Below are 12,572 nucleotides of genomic sequence, written 5' to 3' on the forward strand. Positions count from 1 at the left end.
CATGGGCGGCCCGGTCCTTCTCCAATGGAACGGCGAGGCCTTCCAGCCGGCGAACCGGCATTGGGCCAGCCAGTGCGACAAGCGCTTTGTGGTCGGCGAGTTCTATACGCTCGCCGAGCACAACGATCGCAGCATGAACACGCACCGGCACTATTTCGCGTCGGTCGCCGAGGCCTGGAAGAACCTGCCGGAGCATTTCTCCGGCCTGCCCTTCACCGAATCCGCGGAGCATCTGCGCGCCTACGCACTGATCCGCACCGGCTATTGCGACGCGCATACAATCGTCTGCTCGAGCAAGGCCGAGGCATCGCGTATGGCCGCATTCATCCGCCCGATCGACGGCTTTTCCATCGTCGACGTCAAAGAGGCGACCGTCACCCGGTACGTCGCGAAAAGCCAGTCCATGAAGGCGATGGACAAGCAGGAATTCCAACAGAGCAAGGTGGCCGTTCTCGACTTCCTCGACGACCTGATCGGGGTTGAGCGCGGCACCACGCACCGAAACGCAGGGAGCGCCGCATGAGCAACGAAGCACGCCTATTGCCCGGCAGCATGTCAGAAGTGGACGCGCTGACATGCGATGATCCTATCACCGCCCTGATCGCGCGCCTGTCGGTTTCCAAAGCACACACGGCACTGGTTGATTTCCTGAATGCCGAGATCAAGCGTCAGACAGCAAGCGCTGACGACATCCTGATCGGCATGGCCGCATACATGATGCAGATGCATGCGAGCTTCGCCGCATACTTCGTCGACGGCGACCGGGCAGACGAGGTTGTCGCTCAATTCCAAGCTGTCTTTGACCGCACGTACCGCGAGCACTTCGTCGACAGCGCGAAGGAGTTGGCAGCATGACCCGAATTATCCGAGCAATCTGCACTTGGTGGTTCCTTCGCACCATCGACCGCCGTTTCGACCGGGCCCACCCGGAACTGAAGAAGCGGCGCCAGGCGATCGCGGCAGCCCGCAAGGCGCACCGGAAGACGAAACCGCTTCTGGACGCCCAGCGCGACGACATGCTGCGTCTGCTTCGCGAGGGCCAGCGCCCATGACCACCACCCCGAAAACCCTTGACCAGATCTGCGACGAGCAGTCCCGCCGCATCCTCCCCGAGGACAAGCCGGGTGAAGTCCTCAAGGCACTGATCAGGAAGCTGCAGAGATCGAAAGGGGCAGAGAAGTGAGCACGATCTTCGACAAGGAAATGCAAAAGGCTCTCGAAGCAGACGGCGAATATCTCCGTGAGATGACCGGCGAGGATCATGGACCGTGGGATCTCGACGACGACGAATGGCTCGCCGAGCTTGAGGCCCACGAGGAAAGCTGGCTTTCGGAAGAAGAGCTCGAGGCTTGCCGTGCCAGAGGGTGCGACAACCAGCGTCCGCAAGGCGGTGAAGAGTGATGGCCGGTTTCCGTATCGCACCCCAAGCCGTGCGCTCGTCGATCGTCAGCAAGTCTTCGGCCCCGAAGAAGCGCAAGGACTACCTGTCGTTCATCCACTCCCTGCCCTGCGTCGTGACTGGCAAGTCACCGGTTGAGGCGGCACACCTCTCTTTTGCGGCTCTCGAATACGGGCACCTGGGGCGCGCCAAGGGACGGAAGGCATCGGACCGGTGGGTTATCCCGCTGCATCCAGACGAGCACGCCAAGCAGCACGCCGGCAACGAGCGAGCCTATTGGGCCTCGACCGGCATCAACCCGCACATTCTCGCTCTCGTCTTCTGGGGCCTGTTTTCGGACATGGGCGAAGAGGCTGAAAGCTACTGCAAACTTGTCATCGCCGGCACCACCCCGAGCGACCGCAGAACGGGAGAAGTCATTCGATGAGCAAGCACACGCCGGGTCCTTGGATGGCCCGCTACGACGATCGCCGCGACAACTACCAGATCTTCGGCGAAGGCAAGGATGGAATGCGCCCGTGGCTCGCTATCACGAAATGCGAGAGCGTGCCGGCGCAGCATGAAGCAAATGCACGTCTGATCGCCGCGGCACCTGATCTCTTGGCAGCGCTCAACGGCGTCATGCACCTTCTTGATGGGGAAGCCTGGGATGTTGCTCGCGCTGCTATCGCCAAGGCGTCCCCCTCCCGCCCCGTGAACGCAGGAGGGGAGTGATGGCCGGCGACTTGCACAGAAGGGCGCGCGCCAACCGCCGTTTCCGGCTGGATGGCTTCCTCATCAGCAAAGACGAACAAGGACGCACCGGGTTCACTCGCCTCCACGAGAAGGGCCACGTCCACACCAGAGCCGCGATTGCCAACGTTCTGCGCCACGCGGCTGCACACCGGCACATTCCGAGAGACCACGCAATTTTCATCGACAGAGCCCGCCAACTCCGCAAGCGCGGCACATGGCTTTGAGGACGCTGACATGACCCAGATCACGAAAGAAGCAATCGAGGCCCTTCAGCCGTTCGCCGATGCGGTCTTCAATGACAACGGCGATATGACAGTCGATCTGTCCTTCGCCAAGGCGGACGACTTCATCAAGGCGTATTTCGTTCACCGCAGGCTATCCACCCTCCCCATTGCAGTAGAGGGGAAGGTCAAACAGCTTGAGTGGGTCGTGATGAGAGAAGGCGATGAGATCGCCGAAACCATCCTCGGCACATACACGATCACTGGAGGGTCTATCTACCTCGTTTGGTTTGCCGGCCAGGCCGACTACGAAGATTACGCGGTCTCAGCGCCGAGCATGGAAGCCGCAAAGACATTCGCGCAGTCTGACTACGAGACCCGCATCCTCTCTGCTCTGATCTCCTCCCCCGGCAAGGACGGCGGGCAGGAGGTGGAGGCGGTCGCAAAGGTAACCCGAGTTTCGGAATACGGGCATGAAGTCGAATGGCTCAATGATAGCGCAATCCACTCCGGATCGCTTCTCTACGCCCGTCCAGAGAGACATGAAGCGACTGACGAGATGGTGGCCGCCTACAAGACTGCATTTCGCGATGTCTTCGACCGATGGCTTAACGACCAACTGAATGTCTCTGACAAAGAGATATCATCCCGCGCCACCAAGGCGGGGCTCAACGCTGTGCTAGCCTCACTACCCACCGACACCCAGCCCGCCAGTACGGCGCTGGTCGAGATCGTGAAGGAACTGTCGGACTATCTCGCGATCCACCATTTCGCATCGGACCGGCATAAGGCTGCCGACATGGTCGCTCGTCCCCGGGCCGCCCTCTCCTCTTCCCAGTCCACCAGCAGGGAGGGGGAAAGATGAGCAAGGATATCTCTTTCGGATGCACGCAGTCTTTCGGGTCAGCGACCTATTCCGTCTCCGGCATGTCTTCCCCATTCGCGGCACGCTTGAATGTCTACCAGCGTGCTTACCGCGATGGCGAGTATTCCCCGCCAATGTTGCGCGAGAAGTGGTGGCAATTCTGGCGACCGACCGAGCACAGCGAAATCGATAAGGCTCTCATGGGCCTTCCCTACACTGCCGAGGAGCCCCGCCAATGAAGCCAACACCGACACCCGAGATGATCGATGCGGCCGAGCGAGCCATCGATGAACTCTCCTACGACCTCGTGCCGGCCGACATGATCCACCGTGAAATCGCGAAGGCCGCTCTTGACGCCGGATTGGCAGTAGACGTTGGGGCAAGAGAACCTACCCCTGACGATATCTACCGGGCTCTGCGCGATTGGTACGGCGAAGATGACGAGTGGAGCCACAACCAATATGTTGCCATGGATCGTGTTCTTCGCAATGCCGCTGCCCTCTCCGCGGCGGTAGTGGGGGAGCCGGAAGGCTGGAAGCTCGTGCCGGTAGATCCGACGCCGGAAATGATCGATGCCGGCAGGCTGGCCCGCATGAACATCGCCGGCGGCTACGACGGACCATCGTCGTGGGAGGCCATGCTTGCCGCCGCCCCTTCCGCGCCCGATGGCTGGCAGCCGATCGATACGGCGCCACGCGACACGACCTCAATCATCATTGCCGTTCCGACGAAGGACTATGACGGCCACATCGTCGGCGAGGCGTATTTCGATCCAGAGCATTACGAAGACGGCGATTGGTGGTGGGCGAATACCGACCACGGCGACTATCACGGCGGCCCGATCAGCGAGATCAACTTTCACGGCCCGTCGCATTGGCAGCCGCTTCCCGCTCCTCCTGCCATTGGAGGCAAGCCATGACGATCAATCTCGAACGAGATGTGACGGAACTGTTCCGCGCCAAGCTGCAGGAGTTCTGCGAGTGGTGCGCGAAGGAGTGGACGGTAACCGAGTTGGAAGCCCGAAACGATAACCTCTTCGACACGAAACTGGCAGGCTACCGAGAAGGCTACAACGCCGCTCTTGAAGGTCTTACCGGCGCCTTGGATTGCTGGATGGAGGAAGGCGCATGACTGATCTTGTCGAACGCCTGCGACACCGAGCCAATGACAAGCGGCCGATGCCAAAGCCGTTCAATCTTTTGCTGGATGCCGCAGAGGAAATCGAGCGGCTGCGGCGGGAGATTGCGGACTTGGCAGCACTCCTCAAAGACCCGGCTGCCATCCGCATCAACTACCTGCGCGGAGATATCGCTTGCCAGCCGCTCATCGACGAAGCGCGGAAGGCCGCTTTTATAGAGGCGGCGGCCATCGCCGAACTCGACGCTGATTGGTCAGCCTTCGGCAAAAGGGACATCGAGCCTTGGGATACCGGTCCTGACGCCGTTCGCGACTACAGGCTCGGCATAGTTGCCGGCAGAGCGATTGCAGCTGCGATCCGCGCCAAAGCCGAGGAGACACGACCATGACGTCACCCATGCTACTCGACAGCGAGCAAGCTGCCGAACTCCTCAACGTTTCCACCCGGACCTTGCGCGAATTTGTGAAGGCTGGCGATATAGCCTACGTGCCGCTCGGCGCCGGCAGGTCGAAACCGCGCCTCGGCTTCACCATGGACGACATCAACGAATTCATAAAGAGCCGGAGAACCCGCGAGTGTCCGTCTACAAGCCAAAGAACACCCCGTATTACCACTTCGACTTCCAAGTCGGTGGTATTAGGTTTCACGGCTCTACAGAAACAGCGAACCGCCGAGAAGCAGAAGCAAGGGAAAAGGTAGAGAAGGAAAAGGCCAAGGCAGAGCTTAAGGCCTCGAAGAATGCCAAGGGTGGTCCGCTCACGATCGACATCGCAGCGGCGCGCTACTGGACCGAGATCGGCCAGCACCACGCCAACAGCGAAACGACATGGACCGACATCAACCGCCTTGTCGGCTATTTCGGCGCGGCGAAGCTCATGTCGGCGATCGGCGACGACGATATCGCCAAGCTCGTCCAGTGGCGGCGAGCACAGACGGCATGGGGCAAGGCGGAAACGAAGGACGGCGAGCCGATGCGGCTCGTGTCGGCCGCGACCGTGAACCGATCGACAACGCTCGTCATCAAGAAGATTTTCACCCGGGCGAAGCGCACCTGGCGCTACGACTTCCCGCTCGAGCCGAACTGGCGCGACCATTGGCTTAAGGAGCCCGTCGAGCGCGTCCGCGAACTGAAGCAGACGGAAAGCTCGTCGCTCTACCTCGCGACCCGGAACGACTACCAGCCGGTTTTCGATTTCGTGCGCGCCACAGGCCTGCGCCTGCAAGAGTGCATTCTGAAATGGTCGGAGGTGGACTGGCAGACGGGATGGATCACGAAGCTGGGGAAGAACGATCGACCGGTGAGAACCGCGATCACGTCCGAGGTGCGGGAGATCCTGCTCCCGCTGCGCGGCCACCATCCTGAATTCGTCTTCACGTATCAGGCGGCGCGCACGCGCACTGGCGAGGCTTCATACAAGGGAGATGGGGAAGGAAGGAAGAAGGGCGACCGGTATCCGATCACCTATAGCGGACTGAAGACCCAGTGGAAGCGGATCCGCGGCAAGGCCGGCGTCGAAGACTTCCGATTCCATGACTTCCGGCACGACCTGGCGACCAAGCTCTTGCGGGAGACCGGGAACCTGAAGACGGTGCAAAAGGCACTCAGCCACCGCGATATAAAGACGACGACACGCTATGCGCACGTGCTCGACGAGGAAGTCGCGGGCGCTCTCGAATCGCTTTCGAAGAAGAGGAAGGCGCAAAGAAAGGCGAAGTGATCGGGCGAGCGAGTCGGCATCGCCCCGGTGCAGTGCTCAGTTGAGCGGGTATTGCTCAAACGATATGCGCGTATCGGTCCACCCGCGGCGATGCACTTCTTCGGCGAGTTCAAACCAGATCGCGTTGTTGTTTCCTGCTAGCCAACTGGCCTCGGCGCACCAAAAAACCGCGGTGACGCATAGCTCGCGGAGGTCTTTGTCATCCATCTCTGTTAGGCTCAGATCATCATCCATGTCGATCTCCTTTCGGCTCGCAGACTAGGCCGAGCTCCAAGGTGACCGCCAGTTGTTGAATCCTACAGGAATTTTAGCAGACGCGAATCGGCCGTTCATGGGTACGAAAACAGAACGATCCGAGAGAACGCTTCGGGACTTTTTCGGGACTACGCGTTCCCGAACCCGCGTTTTGAGCGCGATATGTTCCGGTTCTCGCCTCTCGCCGATTGGCGGTAGCGGGCCAACATCATTGAAAATAAAGGAGAAAATGGTCGGAGCGGCGGGATTCGAACCCACGACCCCTTGACCCCCAGTCAAGTGCGCTACCGGGCTGCGCTACGCTCCGAACCGAGGAAATCCCTATATAACCAACGCTTAGAGCGCAAGCGGGAAAATGCGGCGTGGATCGAAAAAGGAACAAACGGCGTGGAAAAGCATGCGTGGGACCGAAAGTCCCACGGAAGTCCTACGAGATGCCGCGACGGATCCTCCTCCGCGAAGACGAATGACACGGGGTCCTTCCCCTCCGACGCCCCTCCTCCAACGCGGCTTGCGAGGCGTTGCCGTTGCGCCTCTACCTGCGGCAATGGAGCCTTCACCAAAACAAGATCCCGTCGCTCGAAACTTGCTGCCTAACGCGACGTGAGCTTGCCATCATGGATGATTTGAGGGACAGTTTGATTCTGGCCCTTGAGGCCTGGAGCGTCTCCCCTTCTAGGAGAAAACCATGCCTCTTAAGTCTCTTATGGCCCTCACCGCGATTGCGCTTCTCACGCTTTCCGGCTGCGCGACGTCCGGCTCGACCAACACGACCTATGCGCAATGGACCGGCCCCTATCCGGAGCCTGACGTCTCCGCAGCAAGCCCCGGCGGCTTCAGAATTTCCTACTGACGCTCTCAAGCACTATTGAGGAAATAGCTCCGCCGCGACCTGCAAGCGATGACGGATGCGCGGTACACACCCAGGCGTCGGGGCCACGACGCCGACACCATCCGTTCAATCCTGCAAAAGACGCACCTAGCGCTCAGGCAAAGACCAATTGGTCGCGCGCGGCGGGCAAAGCGGTGCAGGAGTTGTCCACGTCCAGCCGCCTGAGCGGCCCTCAGCGTACCTGATCAAGCAGTCGCTTGCATTCCAGGAGGTCATAGAGCGCCTCCTGCAGCAGGGCGCGATCTTCCTTGCCCACGGATGAGGATTTGCCGAGCGAGATTTCCGGTACGTCGTCGGCGCCGCCGCCGAAGGAGAAAAAGCGGCGACTTGCCGGCGCCTTGGCGCGGCCGACGATCTGGTCCTCCTCGGAAAGACCGGCCTTCGGCGGCGCCGGCTCCTCATTGCTGGAGGCGGCCAGGGCCTCGACGGTCGCGAGATCGCCGCTGGCAATGGCCGCGACGAACTTGTTGCCGTTGGTCTTCAGGAGCTTCTGTACGCCCTTGATCGTATAGCCGTGATCGTAGAGCAGATGCCGGATACCTTTCAGAAGATCGACATCCTCCGGCCGATAGTACCGCCGGCCGCCGCCGCGCTTCATCGGCTTGATCTGCTGAAAGCGGGTTTCCCAGAAACGCAGGACATGCTGCGGCAGATCGAGATCGTCAGCGACCTCGCTGATGGTGCGAAAAGCGTCCGGGCTCTTTTCCATATCGTTCCCAATCCATGCCGTGCGACTCAGGCTTGAAAGCCATAACGAGCCGATACCGCGCCAATGATGGCACGAATCGGCTCCATTTCAACGGCTTATGGATGGGTTTTCAACCACATTTGTGGCTGTCGTCAGGCGTTCACGAAACGGGAGACACCGGTTTCTGCTTGGCCCTTCGGCCCAGATGCGCCTTCAGGACGCGCTGCTTCAAGACATTCGACGCCTTGAAGGTCATGACACGCCGGGGCGAGATCGGCACTTCCTCGCCGGTCTTCGGGTTTCGCCCGATGCGCTCGTTCTTGTCGCGCACCTGGAAGGTCGCGAAAGAGGACAGCTTCACGCTCTCGCCACGCACGATTGCGTTGCATATTTCGTCAATGACGGTTTCCACCAGCTCGGCAGACTCTGTCCGCGACAGACCCACCTTGCGAAAAACCGATTCAGCCAAGTCCGCCCGTGTTACTGTTTTTCCGCTCATCTTCCCCCACCAACGTCTGGTACGCCGATCAGCGTCCGAAGACTATTGCCCTTGCCTTTTGCGGTCAAGCGTCTGTTGCTTAAGCAATTTCTTTACCAGCGGAGGAGCACGGAGCCCCAGGTGAAGCCACCGCCCATGGCCTCGAGCAGGACGAGGTCGCCCTTCTTGATCCGGCCGTCGCCCGCCGCCGCGTTCAACGCCAGCGGAATGGAGGCTGCGGAGGTGTTGCCATGAAGGTCGACCGTGACCACAACCTTGTCGAGAGGGATGCCAAGCTTCTTGGCGGAGCCGTCGATGATGCGACGGTTGGCCTGGTGCGGCACCAGCCAGTCGAGTTCCTCGGCCGTCGTCCCGGTCGCCTCGAACGCCGCCTCGATCACGTCGGTGATCATGCCGACGGCATGCTTGAAGACTTCGCGGCCTTCCATCTTCAGATGACCGACCGTACCGGTCGTCGAGGGGCCGCCGTCGACATAGAGCTTGTCGCGGTGCGCACCGTCGGAGCGAAGCTTCGCCGTCAGCACGCCGCGATCGGCATTGGTGCCCTCGCCTTCCTGGGCTTCCAGGATAATGGCGCCGGCGCCGTCGCCGAAAAGCACGCAGGTCGTCCGGTCATTCCAGTCGAGGATACGGGAGAACGTCTCCGAGCCGATCACCAGCACGCGCTTGGCAAGACCGCCGCGGATATAGGCGTCGGCGGTCGTCACCGCATAGACGAAGCCGGAACAGACGGCCTGCATGTCAAAGGCGGCGCCATGGCGCATGCCGAGCCGGTCCTGGATGTTGACGGCCGTCGCCGGGAACGTGTTGTCCGGGGTCGACGTCGCCAGGATGATCAGGTCGAGATCGTCTGGGGTTAGCCCGGCATTGGCAAGGGCTGCGCGCGCGGCACCTTCGCCGAGCGACGCAGTGGTTTCGCCCTCGCCGGCGATGTATCGCTGCCGGATTCCGGTGCGCTGCACGATCCACTCATCGGACGTATCGACCTTGGATTCCAGCTCCTGATTGGTGACCACGCGCTTCGGCAAAGCTGCGCCGAAGCCGCGAACGACGGAACGGATCATCTATTCAAACCTCATCATTCATGCCGGCGGAAAGGGCCTGCGGCGGTTCGCCACCGTGGTACTTCGCCAGATCGAGCTCGATCTTCGACTTCAGGCCATTCTTCACCATGTCGTAGCCGACATCGATCGCCGCTGCAAAGCCCTCGGCATCCGCACCACCATGGCTCTTGATCACGACGCCATTGAGGCCGAGGAACACGCCACCATTGACCTTGCGCGGATCCATCTTCTCGCGCAGGCGGTCGAATGCGCCCTTGGCCAGGATATAGCCGATCTTGGCAAGCAGGGTGCGCGACATCGCTGCGCGCAGATATTCGGCGATCTGGCGCGCAGTGCCTTCGGCAGCCTTCAGCGCAATGTTGCCGGAAAAACCTTCGGTCACGACGACGTCGACGGTTCCGCGACCGATGTCGTCACCCTCGACGAAGCCGTAATAGTCGAAGCCATCGATGTTGGCTTCACGGATCAGGCGGCCGGCTTCCTTGACCTCTTCCTGTCCCTTGATTTCCTCGACGCCGACATTCAGCAGCCCGACCATCGGCCGCTCGATCTCGAACAGCGCCCGCGCCATGGCGCCGCCCATCAGAGCAAAATCCATGAGCTGCTGCGCGTCCGCGCCGATCGTCGCGCCGACGTCGAGCACGATGCTTTCGCCTTTCAGCGTCGGCCAGATGGCAGCGATCGCCGGACGCTGGATGCCCTGCATGGTGCGCAGACAGAAGACCGACATGGCCATCAGCGCGCCGGTGTTGCCGGCGGAAACCACGACGTCGGCCTCGCCGGCGTTGATCGCGTCGATCGCTTTCCACATGCTCGATTTGCCACGGCCGCGGCGAAGCGCCTGGCTTGGCTTCTCGTCCATGGCGACTGCAATCTCGCAGTCGTAAAAGGTGCTGTTGGCCTTCAGCTTCGGATATTTTTCAAGGAGGCCCGCGCACTGCGCTTCGATGCCGAACAAAACGAACTTGATGTCCGGATGACGTTCAAGCGCTCTTGCGGCGCCGGGGATGACGACTTCAGGACCATAGTCGCCCCCCATCACGTCAAGTGAAATTCTGACCACGCGTGTCTTATCCTTTATTTCTGCCACACAACACGTGCCGCCGCGGCGCACTCAACGGAAACGCATTGACGAAACATATTGCTTCTGACGCTTGAGCCAAGCACGCGGCAGATCGCTTTGGCGGCTCTTCTGGCCGGTTTGGGGCCAAAATACTGCTTTTCCTTTGCGTGACAACCGAATTGTAGATGACGCTTTCGCGACCTCAGTCCTTTTTCCAATCCTTCAGGACCGCAAAGGGGTTCGGCTTCTTGTCATCGGCAGATGTGCTCTCGATGCGCTCGCCGAACGTAGCGCCGGACTTACGTGGATAGGGGTCGATCGCAAGTGCCACCTGCTCGCTGACGACGACGCCGGCGTCGATGGTGTCGCCGGTAAAAGTATCGGGAATATCCGGGCCGTCAGGGTCGAGAATCATCTCGCCGCCGTCATTGCTCGCCTGGCGGGCAAGCCGCGACCCCTCGGGCACCAAGATCGCCTCGACCAGTTCGTCGATATCGGCTTCGACCGGCTCGAGCGTCACGACACAGCTCTGCACGATGCGGGCCTTGACGTCGCCCTTGATCTTCACGCCATCCTTCTTCCAGCGCGCGATCTGCAGGTCAGCTTCGAGCGACAGAACCTCGTTGATGTTCCACAGCTCGGCAAGCGCCTTCCTTTCGCGCTCGTTGGCGGAGAGATGCACGCTGACCGCGTTCGCCGAAATGTGTCCCACCTTCACCGGGTAAGAGAAGGCCGACTGACTTTCGTCTTTCATGATTGGATCCTTCCTCGCGCGGGCTTTCCAGGCGCCTCTCGCGAATGCAGCCGCCGACCGGCTGCCGGTGGCGACGCTCTTGTTCTCTATTACGCCCCAGCCGGCGGAATGTGCAACTGCCCGGTCTCGACGGCCTCTTCCGCGACATCGACGAGCTGTGCCTCGACCGCCAGCAGATAACCGGCGAGCGGCACCATCGAAGGTGTGGCGTCGCCGCCGTCCGGGTGGAAGTTGCGCCGGAGCGCCACCGCCAGGGCCTCGGCGTCCTTCGCTTCCAGCGCCGCCGCATAGGATTCGAGGCGGCCATAATACATGCTGGCCAGCTTCTTCATCTTCTTCGGCACGCCGGCATCACCGACACCGAGTTCGCGGATCGAGTGATCGACGTCCTCGAAGAAGGCGTCGATGATCTCCTGGGCGATTTCCTGGCCGGGTCTTGCCGAGCCGCGCGTGCGTCGGAAATAGAGGATCAGCGTTGCCGACAGCATCTCGAACCGCCCCATGACCGTGTCCGGCACGTCGAGGTCGGTGTAAAGGTAGGGCTGGCGCGCCGCGGCCGTCAGCAATGCATATTGCCGCTCGACAATCGCGGTATTGCCGCTTTTTCTTTTAAACAGTCCAAAAATCATCACAAAGCTCGGGCTTGGCTTTCTCGAAATGCGCGCAAGCGCCCATCCCGTTGTTGCATGACGGCCGAAGCTGGTTTACCGAAGCAGGCACGAATTGCAATGGCGGATCTGCCATCGTTTCTCCAAGGGGAGCTGTCGTTGACGAAGCGGTATTTGAGAAAAAATTTTAAGACCCTCGGCCGCGTGGCGGTCGTAGCCACCATCGCCGGTTTTACCCTTTCCGCCTGCCAGTCTGCCAATGTCGGTGAAGTTCTCCATCAGGGCTATGTGGTTGACCAGGAAACGCTAAACCTCGTTCCGGTCGGCTCCAGCCGCGAGCAGGTGCTGCTTTCGCTCGGCACGCCGTCGACGACCGCGACCTTCGACAACGAAGTGTTCTACTACATTTCGCAGACGCGCAAGCGCCCTGTCGCCTTCATGAAGCCCAAGCTGATCGACCAGTCGATCCTGGCGGTCTATTTCGACAAGGAAGGCACCGTCAGCCAGCTGGCTCACTATACGCTGAAGGACGGCAAGGTCTTCGACATGCTGACACGCACGACGCCGACGGGCGGCAAGGAAACGAGCTTCCTCGGCCAGCTGCTGACGGGTCCCGGCGCCGGTCAGGCGGCCGCAAAAAGCCTGTTCAAGGACTTCGGCAACTAAGCCTCCC

General features: G+C 60.8%; 24 protein-coding genes and 1 tRNA gene. 17 read left to right on the forward strand and 8 right to left on the reverse strand.

Features of this window, described 5'->3' with window-relative positions:
* The first annotated feature begins 1 nt into the window (after position 1).
* The 15 genes from XB14_RS11625 to XB14_RS11690 are packed head-to-tail and all read left to right on the forward strand — an operon-like array spanning position 2 to position 6,076.
* Positions 2-523, forward strand: coding sequence for a hypothetical protein (locus XB14_RS11625; RefSeq protein WP_077961677.1), 522 nt, complete (start codon positions 2-4; stop codon positions 521-523).
* Positions 520-855 (forward strand): hypothetical protein, encoded by a 336-nt coding sequence (locus tag XB14_RS11630; RefSeq protein WP_077961678.1) that lies wholly within the window; start codon positions 520-522, stop codon positions 853-855. Before XB14_RS11625 ends, XB14_RS11630 begins: the two co-directional genes overlap by 4 nt.
* Positions 852-1,052 carry a hypothetical protein gene (locus XB14_RS11635; RefSeq protein WP_077961679.1) on the forward strand — a complete coding sequence of 67 codons (201 nt, stop codon included), beginning with the start codon at positions 852-854 and terminating at the stop codon, positions 1,050-1,052. Before XB14_RS11630 ends, XB14_RS11635 begins: the two co-directional genes overlap by 4 nt.
* Positions 1,049-1,183: a hypothetical protein gene (locus tag XB14_RS33775; protein WP_268802277.1), complete on the forward strand. Its 135-nt coding sequence runs from the start codon at positions 1,049-1,051 to the stop codon at positions 1,181-1,183. Before XB14_RS11635 ends, XB14_RS33775 begins: the two co-directional genes overlap by 4 nt.
* Positions 1,180-1,401 (forward strand): hypothetical protein, encoded by a 222-nt coding sequence (locus tag XB14_RS11640; protein WP_077961680.1) that lies wholly within the window; start codon positions 1,180-1,182, stop codon positions 1,399-1,401. Before XB14_RS33775 ends, XB14_RS11640 begins: the two co-directional genes overlap by 4 nt.
* Positions 1,401-1,826, forward strand: a complete 426-nt coding sequence (locus tag XB14_RS11645) for a DUF968 domain-containing protein (protein WP_077961681.1) — start codon at positions 1,401-1,403, stop codon at positions 1,824-1,826. Before XB14_RS11640 ends, XB14_RS11645 begins: the two co-directional genes overlap by 1 nt.
* Complete coding sequence (locus tag XB14_RS11650) at positions 1,823-2,113, forward strand: hypothetical protein (RefSeq protein ID WP_077961682.1); 291 nt, start codon at positions 1,823-1,825, stop codon at positions 2,111-2,113. The genes XB14_RS11645 and XB14_RS11650 overlap by 4 nt, the downstream gene beginning before the upstream one ends.
* The gene (locus tag XB14_RS11655; RefSeq protein WP_077961683.1) at positions 2,113-2,358 is read left to right on the forward strand and encodes a hypothetical protein; all 246 of its coding nucleotides are present in this window, start codon (positions 2,113-2,115) and stop codon (positions 2,356-2,358) included. Before XB14_RS11650 ends, XB14_RS11655 begins: the two co-directional genes overlap by 1 nt.
* Positions 2,359-2,368: 10 nt before the next feature.
* Positions 2,369-3,220: a hypothetical protein gene (locus tag XB14_RS11660; protein ID WP_077961684.1), complete on the forward strand. Its 852-nt coding sequence runs from the start codon at positions 2,369-2,371 to the stop codon at positions 3,218-3,220.
* A complete protein-coding gene (locus XB14_RS11665; RefSeq protein WP_077961685.1) occupies positions 3,217-3,459 on the forward strand; it encodes a hypothetical protein in 243 nt (80 codons plus the stop codon). The genes XB14_RS11660 and XB14_RS11665 overlap by 4 nt, the downstream gene beginning before the upstream one ends.
* A gap of 20 nt (positions 3,460-3,479) precedes the next feature.
* Entirely contained in the window at positions 3,480-4,139 is a 660-nt protein-coding gene (locus XB14_RS11670; RefSeq protein WP_077961686.1) for a hypothetical protein, read from the forward strand.
* The gene (locus tag XB14_RS11675) at positions 4,136-4,351 is read left to right on the forward strand and encodes a hypothetical protein (protein WP_077961687.1); all 216 of its coding nucleotides are present in this window, start codon (positions 4,136-4,138) and stop codon (positions 4,349-4,351) included. The genes XB14_RS11670 and XB14_RS11675 overlap by 4 nt, the downstream gene beginning before the upstream one ends.
* The gene (locus XB14_RS11680; protein ID WP_143348333.1) at positions 4,327-4,746 is read left to right on the forward strand and encodes a hypothetical protein; all 420 of its coding nucleotides are present in this window, start codon (positions 4,327-4,329) and stop codon (positions 4,744-4,746) included. The genes XB14_RS11675 and XB14_RS11680 overlap by 25 nt, the downstream gene beginning before the upstream one ends.
* Positions 4,747-4,754: 8 nt before the next feature.
* The gene (locus XB14_RS33925; protein WP_419178583.1) at positions 4,755-5,057 is read left to right on the forward strand and encodes a helix-turn-helix domain-containing protein; all 303 of its coding nucleotides are present in this window, start codon (positions 4,755-4,757) and stop codon (positions 5,055-5,057) included.
* Positions 4,994-6,076 (forward strand): tyrosine-type recombinase/integrase, encoded by a 1,083-nt coding sequence (locus tag XB14_RS11690; RefSeq protein ID WP_419178584.1) that lies wholly within the window; start codon positions 4,994-4,996, stop codon positions 6,074-6,076. The genes XB14_RS33925 and XB14_RS11690 overlap by 64 nt, the downstream gene beginning before the upstream one ends.
* Positions 6,077-6,112: 36 nt before the next feature.
* Here the strand turns inward: XB14_RS11690 and XB14_RS11695 are convergent, their stop codons facing one another.
* Together XB14_RS11695 and XB14_RS11700 are read right to left on the reverse strand one after the other, a co-directional pair.
* The gene (locus tag XB14_RS11695) at positions 6,113-6,310 is read right to left on the reverse strand and encodes a hypothetical protein (protein WP_077961691.1); all 198 of its coding nucleotides are present in this window, start codon (positions 6,308-6,310) and stop codon (positions 6,113-6,115) included.
* Between the two features lie 251 nt (positions 6,311-6,561).
* Positions 6,562-6,638, reverse strand: a tRNA-Pro gene (locus tag XB14_RS11700).
* Positions 6,639-7,019: 381 nt separating this feature from the next.
* Here XB14_RS11700 and XB14_RS33200 point away from each other — a divergent pair.
* Positions 7,020-7,184, forward strand: coding sequence for a hypothetical protein (locus tag XB14_RS33200; protein ID WP_179119574.1), 165 nt, complete (start codon positions 7,020-7,022; stop codon positions 7,182-7,184).
* A gap of 211 nt (positions 7,185-7,395) precedes the next feature.
* On the opposite strand, the gene XB14_RS11705 is transcribed toward XB14_RS33200, so the two are convergent.
* The 6 genes from XB14_RS11705 to XB14_RS11730 form a co-directional block, all read right to left on the reverse strand.
* Positions 7,396-7,932 carry a MerR family transcriptional regulator gene (locus tag XB14_RS11705; RefSeq protein ID WP_077961692.1) on the reverse strand — a complete coding sequence of 179 codons (537 nt, stop codon included), beginning with the start codon at positions 7,930-7,932 and terminating at the stop codon, positions 7,396-7,398.
* 139 nt (positions 7,933-8,071) lie between these two features.
* Entirely contained in the window at positions 8,072-8,410 is a 339-nt protein-coding gene (locus XB14_RS11710) for an integration host factor subunit alpha (protein ID WP_034803721.1), read from the reverse strand.
* A 92-nt stretch (positions 8,411-8,502) separates the two neighbouring features.
* Complete coding sequence (locus tag XB14_RS11715; protein ID WP_077961693.1) at positions 8,503-9,474, reverse strand: beta-ketoacyl-ACP synthase III; 972 nt, start codon at positions 9,472-9,474, stop codon at positions 8,503-8,505.
* Between the two features lie 4 nt (positions 9,475-9,478).
* Complete coding sequence (plsX, locus tag XB14_RS11720; protein WP_077961694.1) at positions 9,479-10,537, reverse strand: phosphate acyltransferase PlsX; 1,059 nt, start codon at positions 10,535-10,537, stop codon at positions 9,479-9,481.
* Between the two features lie 202 nt (positions 10,538-10,739).
* Positions 10,740-11,291: a YceD family protein gene (locus XB14_RS11725; RefSeq protein ID WP_077961695.1), complete on the reverse strand. Its 552-nt coding sequence runs from the start codon at positions 11,289-11,291 to the stop codon at positions 10,740-10,742.
* An 89-nt stretch (positions 11,292-11,380) separates the two neighbouring features.
* Complete coding sequence (locus tag XB14_RS11730) at positions 11,381-11,920, reverse strand: ubiquinol-cytochrome C chaperone family protein (RefSeq protein WP_077961696.1); 540 nt, start codon at positions 11,918-11,920, stop codon at positions 11,381-11,383.
* A 138-nt stretch (positions 11,921-12,058) separates the two neighbouring features.
* On the opposite strand from XB14_RS11730, the gene XB14_RS11735 reads away from it, so the two are divergent.
* Positions 12,059-12,565 (forward strand): outer membrane protein assembly factor BamE, encoded by a 507-nt coding sequence (locus XB14_RS11735; RefSeq protein WP_077961973.1) that lies wholly within the window; start codon positions 12,059-12,061, stop codon positions 12,563-12,565.
* Positions 12,566-12,572: the final 7 nt, after the last annotated feature.

It is taken from the genome of Ensifer adhaerens, assembly GCF_002007205.1.
GTDB classification, from domain to species: domain Bacteria; phylum Pseudomonadota; class Alphaproteobacteria; order Rhizobiales; family Rhizobiaceae; genus Ensifer; species Ensifer adhaerens_D.